This is a genomic window from Pseudomonas sp. ACN5 (assembly GCF_002303975.1).
GTDB classification, from domain to species: domain Bacteria; phylum Pseudomonadota; class Gammaproteobacteria; order Pseudomonadales; family Pseudomonadaceae; genus Aquipseudomonas; species Aquipseudomonas laurylsulfatiphila.
The window spans coordinates 396,887-413,766 of the sequence record NZ_MRCP01000001.1; the positions used below are offsets into that span (position 1 = coordinate 396,887).

The following is a 16,880-nucleotide window of genomic DNA, read 5'->3' on the forward strand; positions in this document are numbered from 1 at the left end:
GCGATGGCGGGGCTTTTCGTGTCGATACGGATTAGCTGCCTTTGACAGTCTTGCCGTTGACCTTGCCGTCCAGGAGCATGATGTTGTACTCCTTGCCGTCGGTCTCGACCTGTTGCAGGCGAACCAGCAGGTAATCCCAATCCTTGGCGAACCACAGCACGGTGATGCGCTTGCTTTGCGTCGGGTCGCGCACGCGTTCGACCTTGATCGCATCGATCTGGCCAGCCTTGGTTTCGACTTTTTCCGAACCCAGCACGCGGAAGTCATAGGTATCGACTTCGCCATCATCGACCACCTGATAGCTCATGCTTTTCTTGCCGGCGGCCACGTCATGCTGCAGCGCCAGCTGGTAGGTGGATTTGTCGAGCATGCCGCGGTTGAGCGCAATATTGACTGCGTCGCCTCGATCGGTACCGGTGACTTTCTTGGCAGTCCAGTCGAAGTCCAGGTCAGCCTTCTTGGCTTTGCCCAGGCCACCCCGTTCGAAATGGTAGGACTGTGGCAGCAGGGTGTCCTTGTCGACGGTCAGGGTGCTTTCTTCGGACAGGCTGGCAATCATCATCGATGCCTTGAAGTTGAGCTTCCAGACACCGTTTGCTTCCTTGGTCAGGCTGCGTTCAGCCGTGCCGCTCATGGGCAACTGTTTCCAGTCGGCGGTGTAGCTGGCGGAGAAGGGTTGAAGTTCTGCCGCCTGAGCGAAGGGCATAGCGAGCAGAGCGCAAGCGAAGAGCAGGGCGCGACGCATAAAATCTCCTAGTTTCGAATCAAGTGGCCGCTGGCCGCGAGTAGCTGTCCATCCAGTAAAGCACCTTGCTCGCCGAGGGCCAGACGACCTTCGGCAAACCAGCGTACGGCCATCGGGTAGATCAGGTGTTCCTGAACATGGACCCGCTGCGCCAGACTCTGCGGCGAATCCTGTAACTCTACCGGTATTACAGCTTGTACGACCAGTGGTCCGCCATCGAGTTCCTCGGTGACGAAGTGCACGGAGCAGCCGTGCTCGGCGTCGCCAGCCTCCAGCGCGCGCTGATGAGTGTGTAACCCTTTGTATTTGGGTAGCAGCGAGGGATGGATATTGAGCAGGCGACCCTGATAGTGGCGTACGAAACCCGCGCTGAGAATGCGCATGAATCCGGCCAGTACCACGAGTTTGGGATTGAAGGCGTCGATCAGTTCGATCAGCGCGGCATCGAAGGCCTCGCGACCTTCGAAAGCCTTGTGATCCAGGGTGCGGGTGTCGATACCCGCGTCGCTGGCGCGTTGCAGGCCGTAGGCGTCGGCGCGGTTGGAAATCACCGCAGCGATGCGGACCGGGCTGTCGCCGGTCCGCGTGCTGTCGATCAGGGCCTGCAAGTTACTGCCGGTGCCGGACAACAGCACCACGACATCACAGGTCTTAGGCATCAGTGAGCCTTGAGGTTCTTCAGTTCTACCTGAGCCGCGCCTTCGGCAGCGGTGGAGATCTGGCCGATGACCCAAGGCTGCTCGCCCGCTTCGCGCAGAACGTTCAGGGCGGCTTCAACGTGCTCCTGAGCCACGCAGATGACCATGCCCACGCCGCAGTTCAGCACGCGGTGCATTTCGTTCTCGTCGACGTTGCCTTTCTCTTGCAGCCAGTCGAACACGGCCGGACGGGTCCAGCTCGCCACGTCAACCACAGCCTGCGCGCCTTTTGGCAGGACGCGCGGGATGTTGTCCAGCAGGCCGCCACCGGTGATGTGGGCCATGGCTTTGACCGCGCCGGTTTCCTTGATCAGCTTGAGCAGCGGCTTCACGTAGATGCGGGTCGGTGCCATCAGCAGGTCGGTCAGTGGTTTGCCGTCGAGCTGGGTGTTTTCGATGTCGGCGCCGGACACTTCGATGATCTTGCGGATCAGCGAGTAGCCGTTGGAGTGCGGGCCGGAAGACGGCAGGGCGAGCAGGGCGTCGCCGGCAGCAACCTTGGAGCCGTCGATGATTTCGGATTTTTCCACGACGCCGACGCAGAAGCCGGCCAGGTCGTAGTCTTCGCCTTCGTACATGCCCGGCATTTCAGCGGTTTCACCGCCAACCAGCGAGCAGCCCGACAGTTCGCAGCCAGCGCCGATGCCGGTAACAACCTGGGCAGCGGTGTCGACGTTCAGTTTGCCGGTGGCGTAGTAGTCGAGGAAGAACAGTGGTTCTGCGCCGCACACCACCAGGTCGTTGACGCACATGGCAACCAGGTCGATGCCGATGCTGTCGTGCTTGTTCAGGTTCAATGCCAGGCGCAGCTTGGTGCCGACGCCGTCAGTACCGGAAACCAGCACAGGCTGCTTGTAGCCGGCCGGGATTTCGCAGAGGGCGCCGAAACCGCCCAGGCCGCCCATGACTTCCGGGCGCGCAGTGCGCTTGGCGACGCTCTTGATGCGTTCGACCAATGCTTCACCGGCGTCGATGTCTACACCGGCGTCCTTGTAGCTCAGGGAGGGTTGCTTGCTCATGATCCAGGCCTTTAGGGGGGATTCAGGGGTAACGACCGAGTCCAGCGGGGCCGCCGAAATCGACGAAGGCGATTGCCTCACGCGAATTTCGAAAGTGCCCGGCTGTTGCCGGTCTGCGAAGGCGCGCGATTTTATCAGGCTTGAGCCGCAGCGGCCATCCTCAGGCCGACAGCAGGGCCATATCCGTTAAAAAAAACCGTTGATGCACGGTGTCGGTGGCATCCTGCCTGGCTGTATAAGGTGTCGCGATTAACCGTCTATCGTTATGACAGTGCGAAAACTTACCCGGAACGTGTGAATGTTTTGCATCGGGCAATGGTCACAGCCTTGCTCGATCGTCTTCATGCGGTCTGTTCCAGCCGCTCTTGTCGTCAGGAATCTTCCATGCGTTTTTGTAAATTCTTGCTTGTGAGTTGTTTGTCAGTGGTCAGCCTGGTCAGTCAAGCCGAAACCGTCAAAGGCCTTTATCAGGTGCGCGAGCCGGTCAATGGCCAGTCGCCCGAGGAGCGTGAGCAGGCGACTCAACGTGCATTGGACACTTTGGTGTTGCGCCTGACCGGCGACCCCAAGGCCGCTCAAAATCCGGGGCTGGCGGCTATTCGTAAAGATCCGCAACAGATCATCAGCCAATACGGCTTTGAAGCCGGTCCGCCGGAAGTCCTGAAAGTCGATTTCGACCCGGGTACCACCGAGCAGGCCTTGCGCCGCGCAGGCCTGGCCATGTGGGGGGCCAATCGGCCGTCGATCCTCGGCTGGTGGCTCAACGATTCCACCGAGGGTTCAAGCCTGGTGGGCGACGGCCAGGCCAGCGCGGCACCGTTGCGTCGGGCTGCCCAGCACCGGGGCTTGCCATTGCGCTTGCCATTGGCGGACCTGAACGAACAGATCGTCGCGACCGCGCCGAATCTTGAAGGCGCAGATTCCGGCCCTTTGCTTGCGGCATCGGAACGCTACAACGCCGACGCCCTGCTCGCGGTACACGCCAAAGAGGAGGGCGGGCAGTGGCAAGCCAAGTGGCAATTGTGGCTGGGGGATAAAAAAGAGGCAGGCAGCGTGCAGGGTGCCGATCAGGCCGCCGTGGCCGATGCGGTGATGCTGGCGGTCAATGAGCGGCTGGCGCCGCGGTTTGTCGCCAAGCCCGGTGCTTCGAGCGCGCAATTGCTGGAAGTGCAAGGCATGAATCTTGAGCACTACGCGTCCCTGGGACGCTTGCTGGAGCCATTTGGCGGGCGCGTGCAAAGCGTCGACGGCGACCGGATCGTCTACCGGGTCAATGGCAGCGCCGAGCAGTTGCGTGCACAACTGTCGCTGGCACGGTTGCAGGAAGCGCCGGCGGCTCAGGCGCCGACTCCGGCAGTGCCGGTTCAGCCGGCCGCCGGTGGTGCGGTGCCCGCCCCGGCGCCTGCGCCAGCCCCGACTCCGCAACTGCGGTTTCGCTGGTAGTTTTTCTCTCTTTATATAGAAGCAATGGAGTGGTTCATGGCCGATACGCGGCGTTGGTTCTGGCTCGGCGGGGTGCTCCTGCTTTGTGTTTTTGTCTGGTTGTTGCATCCGATCCTGACGCCGTTCCTGGTGGCCCTGCTGTTGGCCTATCTGTTCGACCCGCTGGTGGATCGACTGGAGAAGGCGGGGCTGTCTCGAACCTGGGGTGTAGTGGCGGTGTTTGCCCTGTTTACATTGATCCTCACCGCGCTGCTGTTGGTCCTGGTGCCGTTGCTCGCCCGGCAACTGTTTCGTTTGTATGAGCTGGCCCCGCAGATGCTCGACTGGCTGCAGCACACGGCGTTGCCCTGGGCGCAATCGAAGTTCGGCCTGTCGGAGGGCTTCTGGAAGTTCGACAGGCTCAAGGCCGCCATCGGCGAGCATATGAGTCAGACCTCCGATGTGGTCGGCGTGGTACTGAGTCATGCCACTGCCTCGGGTCTGGCGTTGATTGGCTGGTTGGCGAATCTGGTGTTGATCCCGGTGGTGAGCTTCTATCTGTTGCGCGATTGGGACCTGATGATGGCCAAGGTCCGCAGCCTGCTGCCTCGAGATCGTGAAGCGCGCGCGATGTCGCTGGCGGGTGAATGCCATGAAGTACTCGGAGCGTTCGTTCGTGGTCAGTTGCTGGTCATGGTGGCCCTGGGGGTGATCTATGCAGCAGGCCTGATGCTGGTCGGGCTGGAGCTGGGCTTGCTGATTGGCGTGATTGCCGGTCTGGCAGCGATCGTGCCGTACATGGGATTTATCATCGGCATCGGTGCGGCGCTGATTGCAGGGCTGTTCCAGTTCGGTGGCGATCTATACCCGATGCTGGGCATTGTCGCGGTGTTCATGGTCGGCCAGGCGCTGGAGGGTATGGTGCTGACACCGTTGCTGGTCGGTGACCGGATTGGTCTGCACCCGGTGGCGGTGATTTTCTCGATTCTGGCCGGGGGTGAGCTGTTTGGCTTTACCGGTGTGCTGCTGGCATTGCCGGTCGCCGCGGTGATCATGGTGCTGGTGCGCCATGTGCAAGATTTGTATAAGGATTCCGATATCTACGGGGGCGTCGACGAACCGCAGGGGTAAAAGGTGTCGATGGGCGATGGCGGGCTGCCCGGGTTCGTGCCGGGTCAGCCTGATTACACAGCGCGACTGCTACATGCACCGCCAAAGAAACTGTCATAAAACCGATGCGTTAACGCAAACCTTTGATTTTGCTTGTGGTCTATCGCATTGTGCGGCCCGCTTCACGGGTATAAACTTCGCAAACTTTACACAGAGGCCACTAACGGTTCCTTTGGAACTGTTCAGTCAGCATGAAACCGATTCAGCTGCCCCTAGGTGTGCGTCTGCGTGATGACGCCACCTTTATCAACTACTACCCAGGCGCCAATGCCGCTGCACTCGGCTATGTCGAGCGGCTATGCGAAGCCGACGCCGGCTGGACCGAAAGCCTGATCTACCTTTGGGGCAAGGACGGGGTAGGGCGTACGCACCTGTTGCAGGCTGCCTGCCTGCGCTTCGAGCAATTGGGAGAGCCTGCGGTGTATCTGCCGCTGGCCGAGCTGCTCGATCGCGGTATCGAAATTCTCGATAACCTTGAGCAGTACGAACTGGTCTGTCTCGATGACCTGCAGGCGGTTGCCGGCAAGGCGGACTGGGAAGAGGCGCTGTTCCATCTGTTCAATCGCCTGCGCGACAGCGGCCGGCGCCTGCTGATTGCCGCGTCGACATCCCCGCGCGAGTTGCCGGTGAAGCTGGCGGACCTCAAGTCGCGCCTGACCCTGGCCTTGATCTTCCAGATGCGCCCACTGTCCGACGAGGACAAATTGCGTGCCCTGCAATTGCGCGCCTCCCGTCGCGGACTGCACCTGACCGATGAGGTCGGGCATTTCATCCTGACTCGCGGCACCCGCAGCATGAGCGCGTTGTTCGAGCTGCTTGAGCGTCTCGATCAGGCTTCCCTCCAGGCTCAGCGCAAGCTGACAATCCCGTTTTTGAAAGAAACCCTCGGCTGGTAGACCCGCTGGAACCGGGGCTTATAGCCGTTTCGGCATATTTCAGGCGCCAGAAATTCCGCTTTCCTACAAGGTTGCAGGCCGCGTGCATGTTTAAAATGGGCTTAAGCGCTTAGATGTAAACGAGAAACCAATAAGTCACAAAAAGATTGATTGAATTTGCAAATGAGGTCGATAGCGGGCATAGTCTCGACTTCTTTACAACTTCAGCCACGGTCGTGCCCATGCTAAATCGCTTCGCACCCCTCGTGCCTCTCGCACTCGTCACCCTGTTGTTCGGTTGCGCTGCCCACACTCCAGTGGTCCAGCAGCAGCAGGTTCAAAACCCGGCCACTGCCCAGTCTTCCGCTCTTTATCAGGAAGCTCTCTACCAGGAAGAGAAGGCCACCGAAAAAGAACTCGCAGACTTCGCTGGCGGCAAGTCCTACCAGCTTCCGGTCCTGGCCGACAGCATCCTCGAACGCGGCATGTCCCTGATCGGTACCCGTTACCGTTTCGGCGGCACTTCTGAAGCCGGCTTCGATTGCAGTGGTTTCATCGGCTACCTGTTCCGCGAAGAAGCGGGCATGAACCTGCCGCGCTCCACCCGCGAAATGATCAACGTGGACGCTCCGCTGGTCTCGCGCAGCAAGCTTGAGCCGGGCGATCTGCTGTTCTTCGCAACCAACGGTCGTCGTGGTCGCGTCAGTCACGCCGGGATCTACCTGGGCGACAACCAGTTCATCCACTCCAGCAGCCGCCGCAGCGGTGGTGTGCGCATCGATAGCCTGGGCGACAGCTACTGGAGCAAGACCTTCATCGAGGCCAAGCGCGCCCTGGCGATGGCACCTAACACGTCGCCAATTGTCACTGCACGTAAATAAGCGGACATTATGTAAGGCGAACTTAAAGTCTTACTTGAAGTTTGTCGTGTAGCCGCTAGAATCTTGATCTACAAATGATGGCAAACCGCCTGCGTCCAACGCAGGCGGTTTTCTTTTCTGCGCTCCCCGCAGAAAAAGCCGCAGCCAGATCAGGATGTTCTGCTTATGACGACGTCGGCCCGCCTCGCAATCATGTTCTTCGCAGCACTGCTCAGTGCCTGCGCCAGCCGCACACCGCCTCCTGCGCCGGTGGTTCGCGCGCCCATCGTATTTGGTTCCCCACAAGCGTTTTCGCCCGAAGCGGAGGACGTGCTGTTTCGCGCGCTCGGCCTGGTGGGTACGCCTTATCGCTGGGGTGGCAACACGCCGGATTCCGGATTTGATTGCAGCGGCCTGATCGCGTACGTGTACCGCGATGTCACCGGCATTGCCTTGCCACGCACGACTCGCGAGATGATCTCCATGCAAGCGGCGAATGTCGGCAAGGAAGGCCTGCAGACGGGTGACCTGCTTTTCTTCGCTACCAATGGCGGTTCCCAGGTCAGTCATGCCGGCATCTACGTGGGAGAAGGGCGTTTCGTCCACGCGCCGGCCACTGGCGGCACCGTGAAGCTCGACAGCCTGTCCAAGGCGTATTGGCAAAAGGCTTACCTGAGCGCCAAGCGTGTTCTGCAGCCTGAACATCTGGCGCGCAACCCGTAACGTCCGGAGCTGCTGCTCATGACTGCTCGCACGCTGAATCTCGACGACGCCCTGTACCAATACCTGCTCGATGTTTCCCTGCGCGAAACACCACTGCTCAAGCGCTTGCGCGATGAGACCCAGGCGCTGCCGATGGCGCGCTGGCAGGTGGCGCCGGAGCAGGGACAGTTTCTCGCCTTGCTGGTAAAGCTGACAGGCGCCAGGCGCTTGCTCGAAGTCGGTACGTTCACCGGATACAGCGCGCTGTGCATGGCGGCGGCATTGCCGGCTGACGGTTCCCTGATTTGCTGTGATATCCCCGGCGACTACAACGCCATCGCACGACGCTACTGGCAGGAAGCGGGACTCATCGGGCGGATCGACCTGCGCCTGGCACCCGCACTGGAAACCCTCCGCGAGCTTGAGCGGCAAGGTCAGGGCGAGCAGTTCGACCTGGTGTTCATCGATGCCGACAAGGCCAACTACCCGAGTTATCTGGAGCATGCCCTGCGTTTGCTGCGGGTCGGCGGGCTGGCGCTGTTCGACAACACCCTGTGGAGCGGGCGCGTGCTTGAGAGCAGCCCCGAGAGCGCGGACACCCGGGCGATCCAGGCGCTCAACCTGGCGTTGAAGGACGATGTGCGGGTGGACTTGTCGTTGTTGCCGTTGGGGGATGGACTCACACTCTGTCGCAAGCGCTGAACCCTGAACCCTGTGGGAGCGGGCTTGCTCGCGAAGGCGGTGTATCCGTCAAAACATCAGTCGACTGACAGCCTGCATTCGCGAGCAAGTCGGATCGCCGCACCGCCGCTCCCACAGGGGAATATGTTGGCAGTTGGTATTTATTTCACTGCCGACACCCGCCACACCTTGTTCCCCACATCATCGGCCACCAGCAGATCGCCCTGCCGGTCGATCACCACGCCCACCGGGCGACCCATGGCTTCTTCCTTTTCGTTGAGAAAGCCGCTGAGCACTTCAATCGGTGTCCCCGCAGGTTTACCTGCGCTGAACGGCACGAAAATCACTTTGTAGCCACTGTGGGGGTTACGGTTCCAGGAGCCGTGCTGCCCGATGAAGGCCCCTTGGGTGAACGGCGGCGGCAGTTTGCTGTTTTCAGCGAAGGTCAGGCCCAGTGATGCCGTGTGCGGGCCGACGGCATAGTCCGGAGCGATGGCCTTGGCCACCAGATCGGGGTTTTGCGGCTCGACGCGGCTATCGACATGCTGGCCGTAATAGCTGTAAGGCCAGCCATAGAATGCGCCGTCCTTGACCGAGGTGATGTAGTCCGGGACCAGGTCGCTGCCGATTTCATCCCGTTCGTTGACCGCGGTCCACAGCGCGCCACTGCGCGGCTCCCAGGCCATGCCGTTGGGGTTGCGCAGGCCGGAGGCGAAGATCCGCTGCTGGCCGGTGGCACGGTCCACTTCCCAGATCGCTGCGCGACCTTCTTCCTTGTCCATGCCGTTTTCCGCGACGTTGCTGTTGGAGCCCACGGTGACGTAGAGCTTGCGACCGTCCTTGCTGGCGATGACGTTTTTGGTCCAGTGGTGGTTCAGCGGGCCACCCGGCAGGTCGACCACTTTGACCGGTGGCGACTTGATCTGCGTATCGCCACTTTCATAGTGAAAGCGCAGCAGGCGATCAGTGTCGGCCACATACAAGTCCTTGCCGACCAGGGTCATGCCGAAGGGCGAGTTGAGGTTTTGCAGAAACACCGTGCGGGTTTCCGCGACGCCATCGTGGTCCTTGTCGCGCAGCAAGGTGATGCGGTTCGCGCTGGGCACCCTGGCCCCGGCGCGTCCCATGACTTGCTTCATGACCCAGCCGCGAATGCCTTTGCCGTCTTCGGGTTTGGGTGGCGCGTTGGTTTCCGCCACCAGTACGTCGCCGTTGGGCAGTACATAAAGCCAGCGGGGATGATCCAGGTCTTCGGCAAAAGCGGCCACTTGAGTGCCCGCGGCGGCGACGGGTTTGGCGCCCTGTGGCCAGCCGATGGCCGGGGCGATGTTCACAGTCGGGATCAGGGTTTTGTTGGGGGGCGGCAGTTGGGGTGAAGGGCCGGTGCCGTCGGAGACTTGCAGGCCGGCGGTCTCACTGCAACCGGCGAGCCCTCCGCAGATCGCGATAACGAGAACGAGCGGGGGCGTGCGCATACGGGTGTTCCCTATGAATGCCTTGTTCTAATCATAGAGACGCGTTGTCGTCCAATGGTTCAACCCCTAGCCACGTGCTTCCTTGAACAGCACCGCAATGCCGGGGTGATAGTTGCCGGCTTCATTGCGCAACTTGCGGTAGGCATACGGGAAATACCAGGCGACCGCGCAGGTGTGTTCCTTTTGCAGGTCGTCGACCATGTCCTGGAGTTCTTCCGGTGTCGCGCCTTGCTGGGCTTTTTGCGGGGCGACGAACAGGCAGCCGAGTTTCAGGTCGCTGGCGTGGCTCAGGCGCTTCGCATCGCTGGCGATGTCGAGCAGGGCCTGGCTCAGATTGAGGCTGTTGACCCGTGGCCAGCGCTGGCTGGTCTGGATGTAGGCGCGGGTTTCGGGCGAGGCGAGGAACAGGTCGGCGCGGCTGTTGCGTTCGCCTTCTTCGGTCTGCTTGCGGGTGGGTGTCTGTTGCAGTGTGACCATCTCGGCCATCCAGGCGGCGGCCGACAGTATTCCGAGATTGGCTTTTTCGTCGTGCCAGTAGGGTGTGTCGCCATCACCGCGGACGGCGTTGTAGCGGTCGATGCATTCGAACCAGCGCTCGAGCACGGGGCGCAGGAATTCCAGCTTTGGATTGCTGATGATCATGCCTTGCATGGGCTCACCCTTGTTTTTGTGTTGTGAGGTTGTGGCTCTTTGATATCACTGCTGGGAAGGAGGCACAAGATTGACGTCAGTTTTTTGATCGACGACAGTTATTCGGCAGCTGGCCTCCCGGCTTTAATTGACGCTCCACCCCCAACCCTCTAACCTTCGCGGCTTGTTTCAGGTGCTCTGTGACTTGGGTCGACAGAGTGAAACAGGGAAGCCGGTGAACGCGTTCTTCTGTTGGTCGAAGACCCGCCATTCCGGCGCTGCCCCCGCAACGGTAAATGAGTGAAAACTGTGTCTGATGCCACTGTGTCGATTCGATGCGGGAAGGCGCGCAGTCTGGCTACGCGCCACTCATGAGCCCGGAGACCGGCCTGATTCATCCAGCGGCATCACGGTGGGCGATGCCAGGCTTGTTGCCTTCTATTGCTGTGCCTGCCCGCCGTTATTCCTGTCTCAACGGAGAGCTCCCCCATGACTGATACCCCCGATCGTGACGAACGCCACCTGGCGCGCATGCAGCGCAAAAAAGCCGTGATCGACGAGCGCATCGCCAATTCCCCGAACGAGTGTGGTCTGTTGCTGGTGCTGACCGGCAACGGCAAGGGCAAGAGCAGTTCGGCCTTCGGCATGCTCGCCCGCGCCATGGGGCACGGCATGCAATGCGGCGTGGTGCAGTTCATCAAGGGCCGCAACAGTACCGGCGAAGAGTTGTTCTTCCGGCGCTTTCCCGAGCAGGTGCGTTTTCATGTGATGGGCGAAGGGTTTACCTGGGAAACCCAGGACCGTCAGCGCGACATCGCTGCCGCCGAAGCGGCGTGGGCGGTGTCCCGGGAACTGCTGCGCGATCCGTCCATCGGCCTGGTGGTGCTGGATGAGCTGAACATCGCCCTCAAGCACGGCTACCTCGATCTCGATCAGGTGCTCAGCGACTTGCAGGCGCGGCCGCCGATGCAACACGTGGTGGTCACCGGGCGTGCCGCCAAGCCGGAAATGATCGAGATGGCCGACACGGTCACCGAAATGGGCATGATCAAACACGCCTTTCAGGCCGGGATCAAAGCGCAGAAAGGCGTCGAGCTGTGAACCAGCCTCGTCATTGCCCGGCGGTACTGATTGCCGCGCCGGCCTCCGGCCAGGGCAAGACCACCGTCACCGCGGCGCTGGCCCGGTTGCATCGCAATCAGGGGCGCAAGGTTCGCGTGTTCAAGTGCGGCCCCGACTTTCTCGATCCGATGATCCTCGAACGCGCCAGCGGTGCGCCGGTGTATCAACTGGACATGTGGATGGTCGGCGAGCAGGAGAGTCGCCGGTTGCTGTGGGAAGCCGCCGCTGAAGCCGACCTGATCCTGATCGAAGGCGTCATGGGGCTGTTCGACGGTACACCGTCGAGCGCCGATCTGGCGCGGCATTTCGGTGTGCCGGTACTGGGTGTGATCGACGGCACCGCCATGGCCCAGACCTTCGGCGCACTGGCCCTGGGGCTGGCGCGCTATCAGCCGGACCTGCCGTTCGCCGGCGTGCTGGCCAACCGCGTCGGCACGCTGCGCCACGCGCAATTGCTCGAGGGCAGCCTGACTGAAGGATTGCGCTGGTACGGCGCGCTGTCCCGGGAAACCGGGATTGAACTGCCGAGCCGACACCTGGGGCTGGTTCAAGCCAGTGAACTGAACGATCTCGACCTGCGCCTCGATGCGGCAGCCGATGCTCTGGCCAACAGTTGCGAGGTCGCGCTGCCACCGGCAGTCGAGTTCGCCGCCCCCGATGTCATCGTCGCCGAACCGCTGCTGGCCGGTGTGCGCATTGCTGTGGCCCGTGATGAAGCCTTTGCGTTCACCTACGGTGCGAGCCTTGATTTGCTGCGGGCGATGGGTGCCGAGTTGTCGTTCTTCTCGCCGATCCGCGACCGCCAATTGCCGGAGGCGGACAGCCTGTATCTGCCGGGCGGTTACCCGGAGCTGCACCATGTCGCGCTGGCGCAAAACACGGCGATGCTCGAGGCGATCCGCGCCCACCACCGGGCGGGCAAACCCTTGCTCGCCGAGTGTGGCGGCATGCTGTATCTGCTCGACTCCCTGACCGATGTCGAGGGCACTCGTGCCGAACTGGCGGGATTGCTGACCGGTGATGCGGTCATGCAAAAGCGTCTGGCGGCGCTGGCGTTGCAAGCGGTGGAGTTGCCGGAAGGTTCGCTGCGCGGGCACACCTATCACCATTCGCTGACCAGCACTGAACTGGCGCCGATTGCCCGGGGCGTGAGCCCTAACGGCGGGCGCGGCGCGGAGGCGGTTTATCGCGAGGGGCGGATGACGGCCTCCTACGTGCACTTTTATTTTCCGTCGAATCCCTCGGCGATTGCCGCGCTGTTTGCGCCGGACCTTGAAGCCGCCTTCGCGAGCAAGCCCGCTCCCACAGGGGAATGCATTTCTTCAGGCCGCTCACCTTTAAATGTGGGAGCGGGCTTGCCCGCGAAGAGGCCATGACCGACAACGCATTCACCGAAGCCGAACGCGCAGCGGTCTACCGCGCCATCGGCGAACGCCGCGACATGCGCCACTTCAGCGGCGGCACCGTCGAGCCCGAGTTGCTCCAGCGCCTGCTCGAAGCCGCACATCAGGCGCCGAGCGTCGGCCTGATGCAGCCCTGGCGCTTCATCCGCATCAGTGATCGCGCCTTGCGCGGGCAAATCCAGGCCCTGGTGGAAGAGGAGCGCGTGCGCACCGCCGAAGCCCTCGGCGAGCGCAGCGACGAATTCATGAAACTCAAGGTGGAAGGCATCAACGATTGCGCCGAGGTACTGGTCGCCGCACTGATGGACGACCGCGAGCAGCATATCTTCGGTCGCCGCACCTTGCCGGAAATGGACATGGCCTCGCTGTCCTGTGCCATCCAGAACCTGTGGCTCGCGTCTCGCGCCGAAGGGTTGGGTATGGGCTGGGTGTCGCTGTTCGACCCCCAGGCACTGGCGGATCTGCTGAGGCTGCCGCCGGGAGCCAAACCGCTGGCGGTGCTGTGCCTGGGACCGGTGAAGGCGTTCTACCCGGCGCCGATGCTGGTGCTCGAAGGCTGGGCGCAGGCGCGTCCGCTGCATGAATTGCTGTATGAGAACTATTGGGGAGTGAGTCAATGAGTGTGGCGTTGTTGAGTGTCGCCGCGGTTGCGCTGGATGCGCTGCTGGGTGAACCCAAACGCTGGCATCCGCTGGTGGCGTTCGGCCGTTTTGCCGATCGCATCGAACAACGTTTCAACGGCGGCGGTCGCGGCTGGCGCAGCCATGGCGTCACCGCGTGGGTGATCGCCGTGCTGCCGCTGGTGCTGCTGGTCACGGCATTCTCCTGGGCGCCTTACGTTGGCTGGATCGTCGAGATTCTCGCGCTCTATTGCGCCCTCGGCATGCGCAGCCTCGGTGAACACGTCACGCCGGTGGCCAAGGCCTTGCGCGGCGATGATCTTGATGAAGCACGCAAGCGTGTGAGTTATCTGGTCAGCCGTAAAACCAGTGACCTGGATAAAACCGAAGTCGCCCGTGCCGCCACCGAGTCGGTGCTGGAAAACGGTAGCGACGCGGTGTTCGCCGCGTTGTTCTGGTTTGCCGTGGCCGGTGCGCCGGGCGTGGTGCTCTATCGCCTGAGCAATACGCTGGATGCGATGTGGGGCTATCGCAATGAGCGCTTCGAACGGTTCGGCTGGGCGGCGGCGAAGATCGACGACGTGCTCAATTACATTCCTGCGCGTCTGGTGGCGCTGACTTACGCGCTGCTGGGCAAAACCCGGCTGGCGTTGAAATGCTGGCGCACCCAGGGCCCGACCTGGGACAGCCCGAACGCCGGCCCGGTAATGGCGGCAGGGGCAGGGGCCCTTGGCGTCGAATTGGGCGGCGCGGCGATTTATCACGGCGAACTGCACCAGCGTCCGCAACTGGGCGAAGGCGTGCCGGCGGACGCCGACTCCATTGACCAGGGCTGGCAACTGGTCCAGCGCGGGGTATGGTTATGGCTGCTGATTCTCTGCCTGGGGGCCGAATTTTATGCTTGAGCACGGTGGACGATTGCGCAAGGCGGCGCTCGAATACGGCATAGATGAAGCCGACTGGCTGGACCTGTCGACGGGCCTTGCGCCCTGGCCGTTCCCGGTGCCGGATATTCCGCTGCGGGCCTGGGCCCGTTTGCCGGAGGCGGACGATGGTCTGGAACAGGCCGCCTGTGATTACTACGGCACCTTGCAGGCATTGCCGGTGGCCGGTTCGCAAATGGCGATCCAGCTGCTGCCGCGATTGCGGCGGGCAGGCAAGGTGGGTGTGTTGTCGCCGTGCTACGCCGAGCACGCCGAAGCCTGGCGTCGCAATGGCTACATCGTGCGCGAAGTGCTGGAGCAGGAAGTCGACTTCTTCATCGACAGTTTCGACGTGCTGGTGGTGGTCAATCCGAATAATCCCACGGGTCTGAGCCTCACCCCCAGTCGCCTGCTCGACTGGCACACGCGACTGGCCCAGCGCGGTGGCTGGCTGGTGGTGGACGAAGCGTTCATGGATAACACGCCGCAACTGAGCCTGGCGCCGTTTGCCCATCAGGTCGGACTGATCGTCTTGCGCTCCTTCGGCAAGTTTTTTGGCCTGGCCGGTGTGCGCCTGGGGTTTGTGCTGGCCGAGCGCAAGTTGCTCAAGTTGCTGGCAGAACAAGTGGGGCCCTGGGCCGTGAGCGGAGCAACCCGGGTAGTGGGGCAGGCCTGCCTGCGCGATACGCAGGGGCAAACGCGGCAACGGCTGCGCACCGAAGAGGCCAGCGAGCGCCTGGCGTCGTTGCTGCAGCAACACGGCTTTGAGCCCCAGGGCGGCTGTGCGTTGTTCCAGTGGCTGATCACCGAGCGCGCCGAAGCACTGCATGAATTCATGGCCCGGCGCGGTATTCTCCTGCGGTTGTTCACGCACAACAGCAGCCTGCGATTCGGCCTGCCCGGTGACGAAGCCGCCTGGGTGCGACTGGCTCAGGCCTTCGAAGATTTCGCCAAGGAAAACCAATGACCACGCTGATGGTGCAGGGCACCACGTCGGATGCCGGTAAAAGCACGCTGGTGACTGCGTTGTGCCGTTGGGCCACGCGTCAGGGCGTCAGGGTGGTGCCGTTCAAGCCGCAGAACATGGCACTCAACAGTGCGGTGACCGCCGACGGCGGCGAGATTGGCCGTGCCCAGGCGGTTCAGGCCCAGGCCGCGCACCTCGCACCGCACACCGACATGAATCCGGTATTGCTCAAGCCCAACAGTGACACCGGTGCCCAGGTGATCATCCATGGCCGCGCCGTCACGACCATGAACGCCGTCGCCTATCACGACTACAAAAGCATCGCCATGCAAGCGGTACTGGCCTCCCACGAGCGCTTGAGCGCGGCGTATCCGCTGGTGATGGTCGAAGGCGCAGGCTCGCCGGCGGAAATCAATTTGCGCGCCGGCGACATCGCCAACATGGGCTTCGCCGAAGCGGTGGATTGTCCGGTGCTGCTGATTGCCGATATCAATCGCGGCGGGGTTTTCGCCCATCTGGTGGGTACCCTCGAACTGCTGTCGCCGAGCGAACAGGCGCGGGTCAAAGGCTTCATCATCAATCGTTTTCGCGGTGACATCGCGTTGCTGCAACCCGGTCTCGACTGGCTTGAAGAACGCACCGGCAAACCGGTGATGGGTGTGCTGCCGTACGTGATGGACCTGCACCTGGAGGCTGAAGACGGCATCGATCAGCGCCAGACCGATAAAGCCGAGCGGGTGCTGAAAGTCGTGGTGCCGGTGCTGCCGCGCATCAGCAATCACACCGATTTCGATCCGCTGCGCCTGCATCCGCAGGTAGACCTGCAATTCATTGGCCCCGGCCAGGCGATTCCGACCGCCGACCTGATCATTCTTCCTGGCTCGAAAAGTGTGCGCAGCGACCTCGCGCACCTGCGGGCCAATGGTTGGGAAACCGCGATTGCCCGGCATCTGCGTTACGGCGGAAAGCTGCTGGGGATCTGTGGCGGCCTGCAGATGCTCGGTGAGCAGGTGCATGACCCGCTGGGCCTCGAGGGCGCGCCGGGTTCCAGTGCCGGTTTGGGACTGCTGGCGTTCCAGACCCGGCTCGAACAAGAGAAGCAGCTGCGCAATGTGTGCGGTCGCCTGGCGCTGGAAGATGCGCCGGTATCAGGCTATGAAATCCATGCCGGCGTGACCACCGGACCCGCTCTGGAAAATGCCGCCGTGCATCTGGATGACGGCCGCTGCGATGGTGCGCAAAGTGCTGACGGGCAGATTTTCGGCACCTACCTGCACGGGCTGTTCGAGTCGCCGGCGGCGTGCAGTGCGCTGTTGCGCTGGGCCGGTTTGCAGGAGGTGCAGGACGTGGATTATCACGGCTTGCGCGAGCGCGATATCGAGCGGCTGGCGGATCTGGTGGAGAAGCATCTGGATACCGGGCTGTTGCGGCAGCTCTGTGGAATCTGAGGTGAAAGCTCTGGCCTCTTCGCGAGCAAGCCCGCTCCCACAGTTGATCGCGTTCTAATGTGGGAGCGGGCTTGCTCGCGAAGACTGAAGTGGCCACACCGCCCATTTGAAAGGATGTAA

Annotated in this window: 17 protein-coding genes and 1 riboswitch; of the genes, 12 read left to right on the forward strand and 5 right to left on the reverse strand. The window is 62.1% G+C overall.

The window, feature by feature from the left end; all coding sequences use genetic code 11:
- Positions 1 to 31: 31 nt before the first annotated feature.
- The 3 genes from BSF40_RS01950 to purM are packed head-to-tail and all read right to left on the reverse strand — an operon-like array spanning position 32 to position 2,462.
- Positions 32 to 745 (reverse strand): DUF3108 domain-containing protein, encoded by a 714-nt coding sequence (locus tag BSF40_RS01950; protein WP_095963902.1) that lies wholly within the window; start codon positions 743 to 745, stop codon positions 32 to 34.
- An 8-nt stretch (positions 746 to 753) separates the two neighbouring features.
- Positions 754 to 1,404: a phosphoribosylglycinamide formyltransferase gene (gene purN, locus BSF40_RS01955; protein WP_095963903.1), complete on the reverse strand. Its 651-nt coding sequence runs from the start codon at positions 1,402 to 1,404 to the stop codon at positions 754 to 756.
- Positions 1,404 to 2,462, reverse strand: a complete 1,059-nt coding sequence (gene purM, locus BSF40_RS01960; protein WP_007977543.1) for a phosphoribosylformylglycinamidine cyclo-ligase — start codon at positions 2,460 to 2,462, stop codon at positions 1,404 to 1,406. The genes purN and purM overlap by 1 nt, the downstream gene beginning before the upstream one ends.
- Before the next feature lie 384 nt (positions 2,463 to 2,846).
- On the opposite strand from purM, the gene BSF40_RS01965 reads away from it, so the two are divergent.
- The 6 genes from BSF40_RS01965 (at position 2,847) to BSF40_RS01990 (ending at position 8,193) form a co-directional block, all read left to right on the forward strand.
- A complete protein-coding gene (locus BSF40_RS01965) occupies positions 2,847 to 3,905 on the forward strand; it encodes a DUF2066 domain-containing protein (RefSeq protein ID WP_095963904.1) in 1,059 nt (352 codons plus the stop codon).
- Between the two features lie 36 nt (positions 3,906 to 3,941).
- On the forward strand, positions 3,942 to 5,015 hold the full coding sequence (locus BSF40_RS01970) for an AI-2E family transporter (RefSeq protein WP_095963905.1): 1,074 nt from the start codon (positions 3,942 to 3,944) through the stop codon (positions 5,013 to 5,015).
- 230 nt (positions 5,016 to 5,245) lie between these two features.
- Entirely contained in the window at positions 5,246 to 5,950 is a 705-nt protein-coding gene (gene hda / locus BSF40_RS01975) for a DnaA regulatory inactivator Hda (protein ID WP_007898944.1), read from the forward strand.
- Between the two features lie 221 nt (positions 5,951 to 6,171).
- A complete protein-coding gene (locus BSF40_RS01980; RefSeq protein WP_095963906.1) occupies positions 6,172 to 6,810 on the forward strand; it encodes a C40 family peptidase in 639 nt (212 codons plus the stop codon).
- Positions 6,811 to 6,975: 165 nt separating this feature from the next.
- Positions 6,976 to 7,512 (forward strand): C40 family peptidase, encoded by a 537-nt coding sequence (locus BSF40_RS01985; protein WP_046037633.1) that lies wholly within the window; start codon positions 6,976 to 6,978, stop codon positions 7,510 to 7,512.
- A gap of 18 nt (positions 7,513 to 7,530) precedes the next feature.
- The gene (locus tag BSF40_RS01990; protein ID WP_095963907.1) at positions 7,531 to 8,193 is read left to right on the forward strand and encodes an O-methyltransferase; all 663 of its coding nucleotides are present in this window, start codon (positions 7,531 to 7,533) and stop codon (positions 8,191 to 8,193) included.
- Between the two features lie 140 nt (positions 8,194 to 8,333).
- Here the strand turns inward: BSF40_RS01990 and BSF40_RS01995 are convergent, their stop codons facing one another.
- Both BSF40_RS01995 and BSF40_RS02000 read right to left on the reverse strand, forming a co-directional pair.
- A complete protein-coding gene (locus BSF40_RS01995; protein ID WP_095963908.1) occupies positions 8,334 to 9,647 on the reverse strand; it encodes a sorbosone dehydrogenase family protein in 1,314 nt (437 codons plus the stop codon).
- A 66-nt stretch (positions 9,648 to 9,713) separates the two neighbouring features.
- Positions 9,714 to 10,298: a hypothetical protein gene (locus BSF40_RS02000; protein WP_095963909.1), complete on the reverse strand. Its 585-nt coding sequence runs from the start codon at positions 10,296 to 10,298 to the stop codon at positions 9,714 to 9,716.
- A gap of 153 nt (positions 10,299 to 10,451) precedes the next feature.
- Positions 10,452 to 10,685, forward strand: a riboswitch (cobalamin riboswitch).
- Positions 10,686 to 10,766: 81 nt separating this feature from the next.
- On the opposite strand from BSF40_RS02000, the gene cobO reads away from it, so the two are divergent.
- From cobO to BSF40_RS02030, 6 genes are read left to right on the forward strand one after another with little or no spacing between them, the layout of a single operon-like run.
- A complete protein-coding gene (cobO, locus tag BSF40_RS02005; protein WP_007984541.1) occupies positions 10,767 to 11,378 on the forward strand; it encodes a cob(I)yrinic acid a,c-diamide adenosyltransferase in 612 nt (203 codons plus the stop codon).
- Entirely contained in the window at positions 11,375 to 12,775 is a 1,401-nt protein-coding gene (locus tag BSF40_RS02010; protein ID WP_095963910.1) for a cobyrinate a,c-diamide synthase, read from the forward strand. The genes cobO and BSF40_RS02010 overlap by 4 nt, the downstream gene beginning before the upstream one ends.
- The gene (gene bluB, locus BSF40_RS02015; protein WP_095963911.1) at positions 12,772 to 13,422 is read left to right on the forward strand and encodes a 5,6-dimethylbenzimidazole synthase; all 651 of its coding nucleotides are present in this window, start codon (positions 12,772 to 12,774) and stop codon (positions 13,420 to 13,422) included. Before BSF40_RS02010 ends, bluB begins: the two co-directional genes overlap by 4 nt.
- Entirely contained in the window at positions 13,419 to 14,327 is a 909-nt protein-coding gene (cbiB, locus tag BSF40_RS02020) for an adenosylcobinamide-phosphate synthase CbiB (RefSeq protein WP_007977557.1), read from the forward strand. Before bluB ends, cbiB begins: the two co-directional genes overlap by 4 nt.
- Entirely contained in the window at positions 14,320 to 15,312 is a 993-nt protein-coding gene (gene cobD, locus BSF40_RS02025) for a threonine-phosphate decarboxylase CobD (protein ID WP_095963912.1), read from the forward strand. The genes cbiB and cobD overlap by 8 nt, the downstream gene beginning before the upstream one ends.
- Positions 15,309 to 16,760, forward strand: coding sequence for a cobyric acid synthase (locus BSF40_RS02030; RefSeq protein ID WP_095963913.1), 1,452 nt, complete (start codon positions 15,309 to 15,311; stop codon positions 16,758 to 16,760). Before cobD ends, BSF40_RS02030 begins: the two co-directional genes overlap by 4 nt.
- Positions 16,761 to 16,880: the final 120 nt, after the last annotated feature.